Source organism: Acidovorax sp. JMULE5 (assembly GCF_013376875.1).
GTDB classification, from domain to species: domain Bacteria; phylum Pseudomonadota; class Gammaproteobacteria; order Burkholderiales; family Burkholderiaceae_C; genus Acidovorax; species Acidovorax facilis.
The window spans coordinates 5,183,984-5,198,616 of sequence record NZ_CP035951.1 but is presented as its reverse complement, the minus strand read 5'-3'; the positions used below and the strand labels follow the sequence as shown (position 1 = coordinate 5,198,616).

Here is a 14,633-nt window from a genome sequence, read left to right as displayed (position 1 = left end):
AGGTTCAGACACCCGGACAACCCGGGCGCCGCAATGCAAAACACGCAAATTTTATCGACCCAGCCCCCGCTGCCCGATTCTGGCCCGCCAGAAAGGTCTGCGCGCAGCGTGCGGGCGGCCGCTGGCGCCGGGCCGGGCGGCCAGCCGCCGCGCGGGCGGGCCCTGGTGTTTGACGCCTGCCAGGTGGGCGTGGTGCTGCGGGCCGTGCTGTTCGTGGAGCTGGTGGTGGGCGTGGGCGCGATGTATGGGGCGGGCAACCCTGTGGAATGGCTGGCCACCCTGGCGCTGCTGACGGGCGGTGCGCTGCCCGCCACGCTGCTGTGGCTGGTCACGGCCTGCAGCCTCAAGACCGTGCTGCAGCGCCTGACCACCGTGCAGCAATACCTGGCGGGCGTGCTGCTGGGTGCTCTGGCCGGGGCCTATGCCTGCGGCATGCTGGCGTTGGTGGCGCAACCCACCTCTGCGCCCTGGCTGGCCAGCGCCGCCACGGGTGCGCTGCTGGCAGCCATGCTGGTGGCCGCGCTGGTGCTGCGCGCGCGGGGCCGCACGCCCGCAGCCACCACGGCACGCCTGACGGAGCTGCAGTCACGCATCCGCCCGCATTTTCTGTTCAACACGCTTAACAGCGCGATCGCGCTGGTGCGCGAAGAACCGGCCAAGGCCGAATCGCTGCTGGAAGACCTGTCCGACCTGTTTCGGGTCGCCCTCATCGAGCAGGGTGAATCGACCACGCTGGCCGAAGAAATCACGCTCGCGCGCCGCTATCTGGGCATCGAAGAGGTGCGCTTTGGCAAACGCCTGCAGGTGCAGTGGAACCTGGACCCCCGCACCGACGGCGCCCGCCTGCCCCCACTGCTGCTGCAGCCTCTGGTGGAAAACGCTGTCAAACACGGCGTGGAGCCCAGCGACCGGGGTGGCAAGCTCCGCGTGCTGACCGAGCTGCGCGGCAGCCGTGTGGTGGTGCGCATTACCAACACCCTTCCCCCCAAGGAAGGCAAGAACGGCCACGGCAATGGCGAAGACACCGCGCCCCGGGGCCACGGCATTGCGCTGGCCAATGTGCGTGCGCGGCTGGCGCTGTTGCACGATGTGCAGGGCGAATTCACCGCTGGCGTGCAGGACGGCCTCTACCAGGTGCGCATTACCCTGCCCGCCCCCGACCCCCAGCCCCGCCCCCGGGGTGGGCGCAGCACAGCACCGCCCGCGCGCCGCAGTTCTGGCAACCCCGGCAACCGCCATGGCAGCCGCGCGGCGCCGTTACAGCGCCGCATGGTGGACAGCCCCAACGACAACAACAGCCCCTTGAGAGACCATGAACATCCTGATCGTTGACGATGAAGCCCTTGCGCGCAGCCGCCTGCGGACCCTGCTGGCCGATTGCGCCCAGGCCCAGCCCGCTCAGCGCATGACGGTGGCCGAGGCCTCCAACGCGAGCGAAACCATGGCACTGCTGGGGCCCACGGGCGGACGGGGTTTTGACCTGGTGCTGCTCGACATCCACATGCCCGGCCAGGACGGCCTGGCCCTGGCCCACACCCTGCAGACCCTGCCCCAGCCCCCTGCGGTGGTGTTTGTGACCGCCCACGCCGACCACGCCGTGAGCGCGTTCGAGCTGGACGCCACCGACTACCTGACCAAGCCCGTGCGCCGCGAACGCTTGCAGCAGGCACTGGCCAAGGTGCAGCGCAGCGCACGCCCTCCCGCACCCGCCCAAGCGCCCAGCCTGCCCGAAGGCGAAACCCTGCTGATCCAGGACCGGGGCCGCACCGAACGCCTGCCCCTGGCCGAGGTGCTGTACTTCAAGGCCGAGCAGAAGTACGTGACCGTCCGCACCACCACCCGCAGCTACATCATGGACGGCTCGCTCAGTGAGATAGAAACCAAGTTCGCCCCGCGCTTCCTGCGCATCCACCGCAATGCGCTCGTGGCCCGCCGCGCCGTGCGCGCACTGGAGAAACACTACGACCCCGAAGAAGGCGAAGGCTGGGCGGTGCGGCTGCAGGGATCCACCGAATTGCTGGCGGTCTCCCGCCGGCAAGTCGCGGCCGTGCGAGAGGAGCTGGCGCGCTAATTTTGGCCGCTAGCGCTTGATAGACAAGCGCAGATAGCTATTAATTTAATAGCAATTCCTCAATACACCTCGGGCACGTACATGCTCGCGGGCACCGGCTGACGCAGGTATTCGGGGTTGCGCACCCGCTCGGGCAGCACCACGGTCGGGTGGGGCACGTCCTGGTAGGGCAGTTGCGACAGCAGGTGGGCGATGCAATTGAGGCGGGCCTTTTTCTTGTCCACCGCCTGCACGACCCACCAAGGCGCCTCGGGGATGTGGGTACGCTCCAGCATAGTCTCTTTGGCCTTGGTGTATGCCTCCCAGCGCACGCGGCTTTCCAGGTCCATGGGGCTGAGCTTCCACTGCTTGAGCGGGTCGTGGATGCGGCCCAGAAAGCGCAGATGCTGCTCTTCGTCGGTGATGGAGAACCAGTATTTGACGAGTGTGATGCCCGAGCGCACGAGCATCTTTTCAAACTCGGGCACGGTGCGGAAGAACTCTTCGTATTCGTCGTCGGTGCAAAAGCCCATCACCCGCTCGACGCCCGCACGGTTGTACCAGCTGCGGTCAAACAGCACCATCTCGCCGGCCGCAGGCAGGTGCGCTACATAGCGCTGAAAGTACCACTGGGTGCGCTCGCGGTCATTCGGTGCGGGCAGCGCGGCCACGCGGGCCACGCGCGGGTTCAGGCGCTGGGTGATGCGCTTGATCACGCCGCCCTTGCCGGCTGCATCCCGTCCCTCGAACAGGATCACCACCTTCTGGCGGCTGTGCTGCACCCAGTCCTGCAGCTTGACGAGTTCCCCCTGCAACTCGAACAGATCCTTGAAATACTGCTGGCGCGCCAGGCGGTCGGTGGGCTGCGGCGCGCCGATGTCGTCCACATTGCGGTCCTCGATCTCCAGCTCCAGCTCTTCGTCGTAGCTGTCGATGAGGTCGTTGGCGATGCGCTGCATCAGCTCCTGGGTGTCAAGGGTGTTGCTGTGGAACATGGTGCCGTCCGGCGGTGCAAAAAAAAAGATGGCGCCATGGTGGTACCGCCAAGTGACAGGACCGTGACACGGGCGTGATCTGTCACGGCCATGTCATGTGCAGCGGCCAGGATGCAGGCCCGTGCCCTCCGCTCCCCCCGCCCCTCACCGCCCCAACGCTGCGCCTGCAGGCAACAGCCTGAACTATGGGGGTGATGCCGCCGGGCTCATCTGCGGCTACCTGCTCGCCGCAAACACCGCGCCGCGCGAGGTCGATACCGTGCAGGCGGCGCAGTGGCTGGCAAACATTCCATCAGGAGCCGCACCGCAAGGGCAGTTCCTGTGGCTGCATTTCAACCTCAGCCACGCGCAGGCCGTGCGCTGGATGGAGCGGCATGCCGATCTGCCCGAAGCCTTTTTTGACGCGCTCAAGGACCGCTCTGTGTCCACCCGCATCGAGCGCGACGACGACACGCTGATCGCGGTGCTCAACGACGCACACTTTGACTTTGCGTTCGAGCCCTCGGACATCGCCACCCTGTGGACCAGCGTGGCGCCGCACCTGATGGTGACTGGGCGCACGCGCCCGTTGCGGTCGGTGGACGCACTGCGCACCGCCGTGCGCAGCGGCAATGCGCCCTGCTCCAGCGTGGCCCTGCTGGCCGAGCTGATGCGCACGCAGGCCTCGGGCCTGGTGGACATCGTGCGCGGCGTAACGCAGCGCATCGACGACGTGGAAGACGCGCTGCTGGCCGGGCGCCTGGACCACAAACGCGCACGCCTGGGTGTGCTGCGGCGCCTGCTGGTGCGCCTGCAGCGGCTGCTGGCGCCCGAGCCTGCGGCGTTGTTCCGCCTGCTGCAGCATCCCCCGGCGTGGATGGGCCCGGACGATGCGCAGGAGCTGCGCGACTCCACGGAAGAGTTCTCGGTGGTGTTGCGCGACATGCAGGGACTGCAAGAGCGCATCAAGTTGCTGCAGGAAGAGATCGCAGCCAGCGTGCAGGAAGCCAACAGCCGCAGCCTCTTTGTGCTGACGGTGGTGACCGTGCTGGCCCTGCCCATCAACATCCTGGCCGGCCTGTTCGGCATGAACGTGGGCGGCGTACCGCTGGCCGACAACGGGCATGGTTTCTGGATCATCGTGGCCGTGGTGGCGGCCTTTACTGCGGTAGCGGGCTGGCTGGCGCTGCGGGGCACGCGAGACCAGTAGTGCCCATGGCGCCGCCCTGGCCCAGGACTCTTGCCGGGGCCTCTACAATCGCGCCCCTTCCCCGCTCCCGATTGCCTGCCCTGCCATGAACATCGTCGTCAACGAAGAACTCAAAGCCTATATCGAACCCCTGACCCCCGACGAACACGAGGCGCTGGAGCGCAGCATCCTCGCCGAAGGCTGCCGCGACGCGCTGGTGCTGTGGGGCGATGTGCTGGTGGACGGCCACAACCGCTATGGCATCTGCCAAAAGCATGGCCTGCCGTTCCAGACGGTGCAGAACCCGCGCTTTCAGTCGATGGAAGACGTGCACCTGTGGATGATCGACCAGCACCTGGGACGCCGCAGCGTATCGGATTTCCAGCGCGGTGTACTGGCGCTGCGCAAGCGCGAGATCATGGCCGACCGCAAGGCCCGCGCAACGACGTCCACAGACACCGAAGCGGCCACCACCACCCCTGACACCCCCGAAGCTGCGGCCGCCCTGCCCGCACCCTCGCCCCTGGACAGCCGCGAAGCCATTGCCAAGGCCGCGCGCCTGAGCAGCAGCCAGGTGGTGATGATCGAAAAAATCCAGAAGCAGGCCGCACCGGAACTGGTGGCGGCCGTGAAGTCCGGCACCATCTCCATCAATGCCGCAGCGGCTGTGGCCACCCTGCCGGCCGAAGAGCAAGTGGCAGCCGTCGTGGCAGGCAAGGACGAACTCAAGCAGGCCGCCAAGCGCGTGCGCGAACTCAACAAGCGCAAGCCACGCGAAGAAGCGCCATCGGACGAGAGCCCTGAGGCCAAGGACACCAGCCCGGGCGCTGAAGCGGGCGCCGATGAACTGCAGGCCCTGCGGGCCCGCGTGGCAGAACTGACGGCAGAGAACACCGAGCTGCGTCGGCAAGTGGCGCAATTGCAGGCGGCACTGCCAGAAGGCAGCGCGCCGTTCTGAGCGTCATCCGTTGGCGTTGCGCAGCGCGCTCAGCCGATCAGCGATCAGGTCGATGTCGAGCCCGTCTTCGGCGTGGGCCAGGTAGGCTTCCAGATCGGCCATCGCTTCGAGGGTGTTGCCCCGCTCGGCATGGGCCAGCCCCCGATCGCGCCGCTCGCCCCAGGCGTCAGGCAGCAGCACGATGAGCCGGTCGAGCACGGTGATCAAGCGCTGCCAGTCGTGCTGCGTGCGGTGCACCTCTTTCAGATTGCGCAGCATGCGCGCAATGATGTCGCGCGGTGTGGCTGCCTGCAGGTACAGGCCCAGCGGCACATCGTAGTCGTCCACCAGGCCGTTGCGGCGCTTGTAAGGCTCCAGCCGTTCGGCCAGCTCTTCGCGGCTGAGCGACTGGCCCGAGATCGGGTCCAGCACCACCTGTCCTTTGGGCAGCAGCACCTTGACCATGAAGTGCCCGGGGAATGCAATGCCCCGCGCATGCAGGCCCAGGCCCTGGGCCAGCTCCATCCACAACACGGCCAGGCTGATGGGGATGCCCCGGCGCGTTCGCAGCACGGCGTTGAGATAGCTGTTTTCGGGGTCGTAGTAGTTATTGATGTTGCCGCCAAAGCCCAGGTCGACAAAGAAAAACTGGTTGAGCGTGCGCAGGCGCTGCAGCGCAGGTGCGTCGGCAGGCAGGCGGCGCTTGATGCGCGCAAGCAACTGGTCCATATCGCCCAGCAGTTGCTGCATGTCGAGCTCAGGGTATTCGTCCTGCGCTAGGCTGGCCGCTGCCTCCAGCAGCGGGAAGTGATCATCGCTTTGCACCAGCGATGCAAAGTACTCCAGCGAGGTGGGTACGGAATAGCTCAGTGACATGGTGGTGTTGTAAGTGCCGGGGCGGGCGGCGTCAAGCGACAGAAAGCCCTTCTTGACAGGGCATTTGTGGCCTTCGGTGAAATCAGCGCCGCAACAGCTGGCGCAGCTTGAGCCCGGCTGCCCACAGCGCGCCAAAGTACAGCACCGCAGCAGCAGCCACGAGCGCCGCCAGCAACCCTATCCGCTGCAGGGTTTGCCCCCTCATTTCCACCCAGTCGAAATGCTGCGCACCCCATACCAGCAGCACGGCCAGCAAGGCGCTCGCAGCGATCACCTGCAGGGCGAACTTGCCCCACCCCGGCAGGGGCCGGTAGCTGCCGCGCCGCAGCAGACCGATCAACAGCCAACCGGCATTGATGAGTGCGCCAATGCCGATGGTCAACGTCAGGGCCGCATGCTGCAGGTAACGCACCAGCACCAGGTTCATCAACTGGGTCAGCACCAGCACCGCCACCGCAATGAGCATGGGGGTGCGCATGTCATGTTTGGCATAGAAGCCCGGCGCCAGCACCTTGATGGCCACAATGCCCACCAGGCCCACGCCATAACCCGTGAGTGCCAGGGTGGTTTGGCGCACGTCCTGGTCGCCAAAAGCCCCATAGTGGTACAGCACCGCCACCAGCGGCTCTGAAAAGACCAGCAAGGCCACCATGCAGGGCACGGACAACAGCACCACCAGGCGCAGCCCCCAGTCGAGCATGGCCGAGTACTGGTCGTCGTCCTGCTTGGCGCGGGCGCTGGCCAGTTGCGGCATCAGTACCACACCCAGCGCCACGCCCAGCAGCGCGGTCGGCAGCTCCATCAGGCGGTCTGCGTAGGTGATCCAGCTCACGCTGCCTGTGGGCAGGTGCGAGGCAATCTGCGTATTGATCAGCAGGGATATCTGCGCCACGCTCACCCCCAGCAGCGCGGGCAGCATCAGCCGTGCCACTTTGCGCGTGGTGGGGTCGGACCAGGCGGCACGAATGGCCGCCCAGCGCACCCCAATGCGCGGCAGCAACCCCAGGCGCACCAGCGCAGGCACCTGGATGGCCAGTTGCAGCAAGCCACCCAGCATCACCCCCGCCGCCTGGGCGTAAATGGGCTCGATGCCATGGCGGGAAAACCAGGGTGCGCCCACCGTGATGGACAGGATCAGTGCGATGTTGAGCAGCACCGGCGACGCCGCCGGCACTGCAAACTTCTTCCAGGTATTGAGAATGCCCCCCGCCAGCGCCACCAGCGACATGAAGCCGATGTAGGGGAACATCCAGCGCGTCATGGTGACGGCGGCGTCAAAGCCCTGGGGCGACTGCTTGAGCCCGCTGGCCATGCCCCACACCATCCAGGGGGCGCCCAGCACGCCAGCAATACACAGCAGCACCAGCGTCCATGCCAGCAAGGTGCCCACATGGTCGATCAGCGCATGGGCACTCTCTTCGCCCTCCTGGGCACGGGTGGCGGACAGCACCGGGACAAAAGCCTGGCTGAAGGCGCCCTCGCCCAGCACCCGCCGGAACAGATTGGGGATACGGAATGCCACATTGAAGGCGTCCGTCATGGCACTAACCCCAAAGACGGAAGCCATGAGAAGCTCTCGCACCAGCCCGGTGATGCGGGAGGCAAGGGTCAAAAGGGAAACGGTGGAGGCGGCTTTGAACAGTGACACGGGCGGGAGTGTATTCCCCCTGAGCCGCTTCGCGCCTTCCCCCAGCGGGGGACGCACCCTGTGGCCCGGCAGAGCCGGTTCCAGGGGTACGCTAGCGATGGCGCTACGCCGGTTTTGAACCCCATGGCGATGAACAAACTGCCTTGGGCTATAATAGCGGGCTTTGCTGGCATCATCCACAGACCCAAGGAACTAAATCATGGCATCCGCTAAACCCAAGAAAAAGAACCCGCGCCTGGCGTCGGGCCGCAAGCGCGTCCGTCAGGACATCAAGCTCAACGCTGCGAATACCTCGCTGCGCTCCAAATACCGTACCGCTGTCAAGAACGTCGAAAAGGCTGTTCTGGCTGGCGACAAGACCAAGGCGACCGAACTGTTCGCCAAAATGCAAGCCGTGGTGGACACCGTGGCTGACAAGGGCATCTTCCACAAGAACAAGGCTGCTCGCGACAAGAGCCGTCTGTCTGCCAAGGTGAAAGCCCTGGCACTGGCAGCCGCCTAAACCAACCCCTCCGCCTGCCCCGGCAGGCAAACAGCCCGAACGGCATGTGCCGTTCGCCGTTTGTAACGGGTGCGCTGCCAGCAAAAAAACGAATAAAACCGCCTTCGGGCGGTTTTTTCGTTTCTGGGCGGGAAGCAAGCACCGAGCCAAAGGGCCGGAGGTGTGAGGTCCCTGCTTTGGGGCAGCCCATGCTGAAATCCGTGAGAGAGCCAGCGCACAGGCCGAAAAAGACACCCCTGGCCCGCAAGCGGTCAGGCCACAAGCCGGCTCAGAGCTTGGAGGACGGGGGATCAGGCAGCAGGCAGGCTTCAGCCACCTGCAGATTGTTGTCGCGCGCGAAATTGATGACAAAGTCCCAGGCCATGGGCTCGTGGCCCTGCAGGTCGCGGTGCACCACCACACATTTCACGCCATTGAGCGTGGTGGGAATGCACCAGGGCGAGTAGCTCAGATGGCTGCCGGGGCGCGCTCCGCCGGGGCGGAAACTGCTCATCACCCCGGCCAGCCGCTCGGCCCAGTCGCTGGGGCGAAAGGTTTTCCCATCGTGGGTGATGCCCTGAATGAAGACTTCTTTGGAGGAGGGGGAAACCATCGGGGATTGGAGTGGTAGTGAGCGCGCCAGACACAGGATCACTGCATGCTGCACCGCAGCGCGACATTCTAACTCTTATATAAGAGCTGGCTCCCTAAACCCTGCGTCGGGCTGCACATAGGGGCCAAAGCTCAGGTAGTGCCCGCATTGCAGTGATGCGCAATCTTCAACAGCCATGCACCGGGCTCCCCCTAGAATCGTGCTTCGCTTTTTCGGGTTTCATACAGGCCACAAGCCAACCCATCACCGCACCGTCTGGAGATTTCTGCATGACCGCTACCACCCCGGCAGCTTCGCCCCACGTGATGAACACCTATGGCCGCGTACCTATTGCGCTGGCCCGTGGGCAAGGCTGCCGAGTCTGGGACGTGAACGGCAAGGAATACCTTGACGGCCTGGGTGGCATCGCCGTGAACACGCTGGGGCACAACCACGCCAAGCTGGTGCCCGCGCTGCAAGACCAGATCACCAAGCTGATCCACACCTCCAACTACTACCACGTGCCGCTGCAAGAGCAACTGGCCGCCAAGCTGGTGGAACTGTCGGGCATGCAGAATGTGTTCTTCTGCAACTCGGGCCTGGAAGCCAACGAAGCCGCGCTCAAGATCGCGCGCAAGTTCGGCGTGGACAAAGGCATCGCCAAGCCCGAGATCGTGGTGTACGAGAAGGCCTTCCACGGTCGGTCGATTGCCACCATGTCGGCCACGGGCAACCCCAAGATCCACAGCGGCTTTGGCCCGCTGGTCGAAGGTTTCATCCGCGTGCCCATGAACGACATCGAGGCCATCAAAAAGGCTACCGAAGGCAACCCCAATGTGGTGGCCGTGTTCTTTGAAACCATCCAGGGCGAAGGTGGCATCAATTCGATGCGCGTGGAATATCTGCAGCAGCTGCGAAAGCTGTGCGACGAGCGCGGCTGGCTCATGATGATTGACGAAGTGCAGTGTGGCGTGGGCCGCACTGGCAAGTGGTTTGCGCACCAATGGGCAGGCATCGTGCCCGACGTGATGCCCCTGGCCAAGGGCCTGGGCTCGGGCGTGCCGATTGGCGCGGTGGTGGCTGGCCCCAAGGCCGCCAACGTACTGCAGCCCGGCAACCACGGCACCACCTTTGGTGGCAACCCCCTGGCCATGCGCGCAGGGGTCGAGACCATCCGCATCATGGAAGAAGAAGGCCTGCTGCAAAATGCGGCCACGGTGGGCGACCACCTGCGGGCAGCGCTGCAGCGCGAACTGGGCAGCCTGCCCGGCGTGAAGGAAATTCGCGGCCAGGGCCTGATGCTGGGCATCGAACTGAACAAGCCCTGCGGCGCACTGATTGGCCGCGCTGCCGAAGCCGGCCTGCTCCTGTCGGTGACGGCCGACAGCGTGATCCGTTTGGTTCCCCCGCTGATCCTGACCACCACCGAGGCCGACGAAATCGTCGCCAAACTGACCCCGCTGGTCAAAGCTATCCTGGCCGAGTAATCGGCCGGCACCGAGACACAAGCCCATGAAACATTACCTGCAGTTCAACGACCTCACCGCCGACGAATACACCTACCTGTTCGAGCGTGCCGCGCTCATCAAGAAGAAGTTCAAGGCCTACGAGAAGCACCACCCTCTGGTAGACCGCACGCTGGCCATGATCTTCGAGAAGGCCAGCACACGCACTCGCGTGAGCTTCGAGGCCGGCATGTACCAGCTCGGCGGCAGCGTGGTGCACCTGACCACCGGCGACAGCCAGCTGGGCCGCGCCGAGCCGATTGAAGACAGCGCCAAGGTCATCAGCCGCATGGTGGACCTGGTGATGATCCGCACCTACGAGCAGGCCAAGATCGAGCGTTTTGCCGCCAACTCCCGCGTGCCGGTCATCAACGGCCTGACGAACGAATACCACCCCTGCCAGATCCTGGCGGACATCTTCACCTACATCGAGCACCGCGGCTCCATCCAGGGCAAGACGGTGGCGTGGGTGGGCGACGGCAACAACATGGCCAATACCTGGCTGCAGGCGGCTGCGCTGCTGGGCTTCAAGGTGCATGTGAGCACACCCCGTGGCTACGAAATTGATGAGAAATTGGCCGCTGGCGCAGGTGGGACAAGCGCAAGCAGCTATCAATTTTTTAGCAACCCGCTCGAAGCCTGCCAAGGCGCCGACCTGGTCACTACCGATGTGTGGACCAGCATGGGCTACGAGGCAGAAAACGAAGAGCGCAAAAAGGCGTTTGCCGACTGGTGTGTAGACGCCGAGATGATGGCCGCCGCCAAGCCTGATGCGCTGTTCATGCACTGCCTGCCTGCGCACCGGGGCGAGGAAGTCGAGGCGGATGTGATCGACGGGCCGCAGTCGGTGGTGTGGGATGAGGCAGAAAACAGGATGCACGTGCAGAAGGCCCTCATGGAGTACCTTCTGCTCGGCCGCATAGCCTGATTTTTGGCTCTCCATGCCTTGGCGTCGCCAGCCCGCCCACAGCGCTGAACTGCTGGCACACTGGGCATCGCTGGGCCAAGCACTCGGCCGGGATACACCGGCGTGGCGTAAAGAGGGGCGACGGCTTGTGCTCAGTTGGGCGCGCTGGCCGCGCGCCTACCACGACACCACCCACCTCTGGGCCTGCCTGCGGCATTGGCACGCGGTGCAGGATCAGCAACCCGCCGCACTCGACAACCCCCACGCTGTTGCGCTGGCCCTGTGGTATCACGATGCCATTTACTGGCCGTGGAGCAAACACAACGAAGAGCGCAGCGCCGACTGGGCAAGCCGCTTCATCCTGGGCCAGGGCCTACCCGCCACGCTGGCGCAAACCGTGCACCAGCACATCCTCGACACCCGCCACACCCCCGGCCCACTCACGGGCGATGCACAGTGGGTGGTCGACATCGACCTGGCGATCCTCGGCCAGAGTGACGCGGTGTACCGCCAGTTCGAACGCAATGTGCGGCGCGAATACTTTTTTGTGCGCTGGCCGCGTTATGTGGCGGGGCGCAGTGCGGTGCTGCAGGGGTTTCTTGACCGGCCGCGCATTTACGGCACGGAACTGCTTTCCCAACGGCACGAAGCCCAGGCGCGCACGAACCTGAGCCATGCGCTGGAGGCGCTGACCGAAGGGCGGCTCTACGGCCCGGAGACAAAGTAACGCGCTGTACCGGACACCAGGGTCGGGCGTGACAGCGCTATATCAGTCGCAGGACTGAAAGCGCTTGCATTCCGGCACTGCGTGAATGCTGGTCAGCGTATTTTCACCATCGATATTTCGGGCCGTGAACTTAACCCACGCCCCCTCGGGAATGTCAGCCAGAAGCTCCCTGTCGCGCACCGTGAAAGTCTGCGTGGTGAACGGAATCTTGGAGCGCGGCAGCAGCTTCAAACGCACCAGCAGTCGGCCGTCCCGATCCAGCTGAACGGGCACCAAGCGGGCCCGCGTGAAAACCGGTTCTGCCGTGGCGGCGCCTTGGTCAACCTCCTTTGCCGGGCCAAACGGTGCGGCGACTGCGTCGGCCACCATGGCGCAGCACAGCGACGCAGTGACCACTAGTACAGAGAGTTGGCTAGAAACTGCTGCAAACCTCGTTCCTGTTTTCATGCTGACCTTTCTCGCTCACTCAGCTGACTGAGAGCGCTGACGGACGCTGCACCACCGTTGCGCAGCGAGTTCAAAACTGCGTCCCTACGGTCAGGTACGCACGCGGCGTCCACTGCATGCTGCTGCGGCTGACCACAGGCACCGCGCCCGAAGCATCCACGCGATCTCGGCGGAAGTGCGCGTCGCCCACGTTGTACACGCCCAGCCGCCAATATCCCAGTCCGCGTACCAGCTGCCCCACGTAGAAGTCCAGCATGGCGTTCGCGCGGTTTTGGCCGGTGAGTGTGGAGTTGATGTCCTGGTCGGCACGCCCTGTCATGGTCAACGTGGCGCCGCCATACCATCCGCCGGTGCGCGGCATGGGTTTGGCAGCGGTCAGCGTGGCCACATAGCGTGCCTGCCCGGGGATGCGCCGCCCTTCATTGGGCCCGCTGGTCATGCGGGACTGCAACAGGCTGGCGTTGGCCGACAGCGTCCAGTCGCGCCCCAGGCCCAGCCACGCCAGCCCAGTGCGGGCATCGGCCTCCAGGCCCCAGACCAGCGCGTCGCCCACGTTCGCACGTTGCTCCACCCATCGCGATCCGTTCAATGCCAGCGTGGGCGCCAGCACATCGCTCATCTGCCTCACAAACAGGTTCAGGCCTGCGTGGCCGCTGGCCAGGCGCCGCTCGAAGCCGGTGTCCAGCGTCCAGGCCACCTGCGGGCGCAGGTTGGGGTTGCCGATGGTGTCGGGGTTGCCCAGGCTGTTGCTGCCCTGGCTGGGGATGACCCGGTCCACCAGGTCCCACACGCGCGGCAGCTGGGTGACGCGGGCGAGGTTCACACGCCACTGCAGGTCGTCGGACAGCGGGGTGCGGGTGTGCAGCGATGGCTGGAGGATGTTCCACTGCTTGCTGCCCGCCACTGCAGAGCTTCCACCGTTCAGCTCCACACGCTCGCCGCGCAGGCCCAGCGTGAGCGTGGTGCTGGCGGGCAGCTCCCATTCGTTCTGCCCCCAGACCACCCACCGGCGGATGCCAGCGTCCAGGCCCGAGTTCACCGGCAGGGCGCCGCTCGCGGTGGTGCTGACGAAGAGTTTGCGGTCTTCGAATTGCGCCCCGGCACTCCACAGCAGTGCATCGGCCGTGCCGGTGAGCTTGCTGCTGAGGCTCCACACGTCCTCGCGCCGGTCGTCCACAAAGCTGTAGCTGTCGGTGACCACTGCACCGCCCGCGCCAATGTTGCGCAACAGATCTCCCCTGCGGTCCACGGTGTCGCTGGCCCGGCTGGCGGTCAGCGTGGTTTCGAGCTTGCTGGCAGCAAAGCGGTGCGTCCAGTCGGCGGCTGCTTGCAGATAGCGACGGTCGTACTGGTGCGACTCCTGCGAGTTCAGGGCATATGTGCCATCGCCACTGCCCACGCTGTCGGCTGTGCCGCCAAAGTCAGCCTTGCTGAGGGTTGCCCGCAGCGTCACCTGGTCTGCCGTCCCCAGCTTCCCGCTGATGCGCGGCACCAGCGCATAGTCGGTGCGCTTGTAGCGGGCGCTGGTGTCGGACTGCGCCACGTCAGCCCCGTCACGCTGCGTGCTGCGGTGCGTATCCGACCCCAGCAGCAGTCCTGTCGCAGAAGCAGCGACGAAGTACGACCAGGGCTGGCTGGCCTCCGCTTCGCGAGGCTCGTCGGCGCCCGTGGAAGTTGGCCCCAAGGGGCCGGTGCGCGAGAAAAACGCCTGCCCCGCATTGCGGCCCCACACGTGGTTGTCGGTCAGACGCAGCGTGGTTTCACGCTTCACGGTGGCCTGGCGCAACACGATGTTGAGCGTGCCGCCCGTGGCGCCCGAGAACTCTGCGCTTGGCGCGCGCACCACCTCGATGCGTTCGATCAGCTCGGGCGGCAGCTGGTCAATGGGCAACTGGGAGCGCTTGCCGCCCACGCGCTGGCCATCGATGAGCAACTGCGTGGCACCGCGATCCATGCCGCGCATGCGGATCTCCACGCTGCCGTCAGCACTTGGCGTCACCTGCACGCCTGGCAGCTGGCGCAGCACGTCGGCCACCGAGAACGCGCCCATTTGCTCGATGTCGCTGCGGTCCACCACCACCAGCGACCCGGCTGCAAAAAAACGCTGCTCCAACGACCTGCGTGCCGTGACCGTGATGCCATCAAGCGATGGCGTAGCGCCGCCCGTTCCCTCCGGCGTACCCTGCGCCCATGACGAACTCCCTGCCGCAGAGGCCAAGCACGTCGCCCAGATGGCAATGCGATGGCTGTTGTTTATTGTTTGCTTCATAGATGCCCTCTCTGCGCCAGATTGTCCGAGG

Annotated in this window: 14 protein-coding genes; 8 read left to right on the top strand and 6 right to left on the bottom strand. The window is 65.3% G+C overall.

The window, feature by feature from the left end; all coding sequences use genetic code 11:
- Nucleotides 1-33: 33 nt before the first annotated feature.
- Together EXV95_RS23640 and EXV95_RS23635 are read left to right on the top strand one after the other, a co-directional pair.
- Nucleotides 34-1,332, top strand: coding sequence for a sensor histidine kinase (locus EXV95_RS23640; protein ID WP_176888730.1), 1,299 nt, complete (start codon nt 34-36; stop codon nt 1,330-1,332).
- Nucleotides 1,313-2,071 carry a LytTR family DNA-binding domain-containing protein gene (locus EXV95_RS23635; RefSeq protein ID WP_176888729.1) on the top strand — a complete coding sequence of 253 codons (759 nt, stop codon included), beginning with the start codon at nt 1,313-1,315 and terminating at the stop codon, nt 2,069-2,071. Before EXV95_RS23640 ends, EXV95_RS23635 begins: the two co-directional genes overlap by 20 nt.
- 59 nt (nt 2,072-2,130) lie before the next feature.
- Here the strand turns inward: EXV95_RS23635 and ppk2 are convergent, their stop codons facing one another.
- Complete coding sequence (gene ppk2 / locus EXV95_RS23630; protein ID WP_176888728.1) at nt 2,131-3,045, bottom strand: polyphosphate kinase 2; 915 nt, start codon at nt 3,043-3,045, stop codon at nt 2,131-2,133.
- Between the two features lie 121 nt (nt 3,046-3,166).
- Here ppk2 and EXV95_RS23625 point away from each other — a divergent pair, with 121 nt between their 5' ends.
- Both EXV95_RS23625 and EXV95_RS23620 read left to right on the top strand, forming a co-directional pair.
- Nucleotides 3,167-4,234, top strand: a complete 1,068-nt coding sequence (locus EXV95_RS23625) for a transporter (protein ID WP_255484851.1) — start codon at nt 3,167-3,169, stop codon at nt 4,232-4,234.
- Between the two features lie 85 nt (nt 4,235-4,319).
- Nucleotides 4,320-5,171 carry a plasmid replication/partition related protein gene (locus tag EXV95_RS23620; RefSeq protein ID WP_176888727.1) on the top strand — a complete coding sequence of 284 codons (852 nt, stop codon included), beginning with the start codon at nt 4,320-4,322 and terminating at the stop codon, nt 5,169-5,171.
- Nucleotides 5,172-5,174: 3 nt separating this feature from the next.
- Here the strand turns inward: EXV95_RS23620 and EXV95_RS23615 are convergent, their stop codons facing one another.
- The gene (locus EXV95_RS23615) at nt 5,175-6,026 is read right to left on the bottom strand and encodes a SirB1 family protein (RefSeq protein WP_121422607.1); all 852 of its coding nucleotides are present in this window, start codon (nt 6,024-6,026) and stop codon (nt 5,175-5,177) included.
- An 82-nt stretch (nt 6,027-6,108) separates the two neighbouring features.
- Nucleotides 6,109-7,674, bottom strand: coding sequence for a murein biosynthesis integral membrane protein MurJ (gene murJ / locus EXV95_RS23610; RefSeq protein WP_176888726.1), 1,566 nt, complete (start codon nt 7,672-7,674; stop codon nt 6,109-6,111).
- A 199-nt stretch (nt 7,675-7,873) separates the two neighbouring features.
- Here murJ and rpsT point away from each other — a divergent pair, with 199 nt between their 5' ends.
- On the top strand, nt 7,874-8,176 hold the full coding sequence (gene rpsT, locus EXV95_RS23605) for a 30S ribosomal protein S20 (RefSeq protein ID WP_008905691.1): 303 nt from the start codon (nt 7,874-7,876) through the stop codon (nt 8,174-8,176).
- Between the two features lie 268 nt (nt 8,177-8,444).
- Here rpsT and EXV95_RS23600 read toward each other — a convergent pair whose 3' ends face one another.
- The gene (locus tag EXV95_RS23600; RefSeq protein ID WP_121507234.1) at nt 8,445-8,768 is read right to left on the bottom strand and encodes a DUF3579 domain-containing protein; all 324 of its coding nucleotides are present in this window, start codon (nt 8,766-8,768) and stop codon (nt 8,445-8,447) included.
- 269 nt (nt 8,769-9,037) lie between these two features.
- Between EXV95_RS23600 and EXV95_RS23595 the strand changes: the two genes are divergently transcribed.
- From EXV95_RS23595 to EXV95_RS23585, 3 genes are read left to right on the top strand one after another with little or no spacing between them, the layout of a single operon-like run.
- The gene (locus EXV95_RS23595; protein ID WP_121507235.1) at nt 9,038-10,234 is read left to right on the top strand and encodes an aspartate aminotransferase family protein; all 1,197 of its coding nucleotides are present in this window, start codon (nt 9,038-9,040) and stop codon (nt 10,232-10,234) included.
- A 25-nt stretch (nt 10,235-10,259) separates the two neighbouring features.
- Nucleotides 10,260-11,180, top strand: a complete 921-nt coding sequence (gene argF, locus EXV95_RS23590) for an ornithine carbamoyltransferase (RefSeq protein ID WP_121507236.1) — start codon at nt 10,260-10,262, stop codon at nt 11,178-11,180.
- 13 nt (nt 11,181-11,193) lie between these two features.
- Nucleotides 11,194-11,886, top strand: a complete 693-nt coding sequence (locus tag EXV95_RS23585; RefSeq protein WP_176888725.1) for a hypothetical protein — start codon at nt 11,194-11,196, stop codon at nt 11,884-11,886.
- A 42-nt stretch (nt 11,887-11,928) separates the two neighbouring features.
- On the opposite strand, the gene EXV95_RS23580 is transcribed toward EXV95_RS23585, so the two are convergent.
- Nucleotides 11,929-12,333, bottom strand: coding sequence for a copper-binding protein (locus EXV95_RS23580; protein ID WP_255484850.1), 405 nt, complete (start codon nt 12,331-12,333; stop codon nt 11,929-11,931).
- A 70-nt stretch (nt 12,334-12,403) separates the two neighbouring features.
- Nucleotides 12,404-14,602: a TonB-dependent siderophore receptor gene (locus tag EXV95_RS23575; protein WP_176888724.1), complete on the bottom strand. Its 2,199-nt coding sequence runs from the start codon at nt 14,600-14,602 to the stop codon at nt 12,404-12,406.
- Nucleotides 14,603-14,633: the final 31 nt, after the last annotated feature.

What these genes read in the sequence shown, in the direction of transcription:
- EXV95_RS23635 (WP_176888729.1), top strand. Translation starts at nt 1,313, where the DNA reads ATGAACATCCTGATCGTTGACGATGAAGCCCTTGCGCGCAGCCGCCTG.
- EXV95_RS23620 (WP_176888727.1), top strand. Translation starts at nt 4,320, where the DNA reads ATGAACATCGTCGTCAACGAAGAACTCAAAGCCTATATCGAACCCCTG.
- rpsT (WP_008905691.1), top strand. Translation starts at nt 7,874, where the DNA reads ATGGCATCCGCTAAACCCAAGAAAAAGAACCCGCGCCTGGCGTCGGGC.
- EXV95_RS23575 (WP_176888724.1), bottom strand. Translation starts at nt 14,602, where the DNA reads ATGAAGCAAACAATAAACAACAGCCATCGCATTGCCATCTGGGCGACG.
- EXV95_RS23615 (WP_121422607.1), bottom strand. Translation starts at nt 6,026, where the DNA reads ATGTCACTGAGCTATTCCGTACCCACCTCGCTGGAGTACTTTGCATCG.
- ppk2 (WP_176888728.1), bottom strand. Translation starts at nt 3,045, where the DNA reads ATGTTCCACAGCAACACCCTTGACACCCAGGAGCTGATGCAGCGCATC.
- argF (WP_121507236.1), top strand. Translation starts at nt 10,260, where the DNA reads ATGAAACATTACCTGCAGTTCAACGACCTCACCGCCGACGAATACACC.
- EXV95_RS23585 (WP_176888725.1), top strand. Translation starts at nt 11,194, where the DNA reads ATGCCTTGGCGTCGCCAGCCCGCCCACAGCGCTGAACTGCTGGCACAC.
- EXV95_RS23640 (WP_176888730.1), top strand. Translation starts at nt 34, where the DNA reads ATGCAAAACACGCAAATTTTATCGACCCAGCCCCCGCTGCCCGATTCT.
- EXV95_RS23580 (WP_255484850.1), bottom strand. Translation starts at nt 12,333, where the DNA reads ATGAAAACAGGAACGAGGTTTGCAGCAGTTTCTAGCCAACTCTCTGTA.
- EXV95_RS23595 (WP_121507235.1), top strand. Translation starts at nt 9,038, where the DNA reads ATGACCGCTACCACCCCGGCAGCTTCGCCCCACGTGATGAACACCTAT.
- EXV95_RS23600 (WP_121507234.1), bottom strand. Translation starts at nt 8,768, where the DNA reads ATGGTTTCCCCCTCCTCCAAAGAAGTCTTCATTCAGGGCATCACCCAC.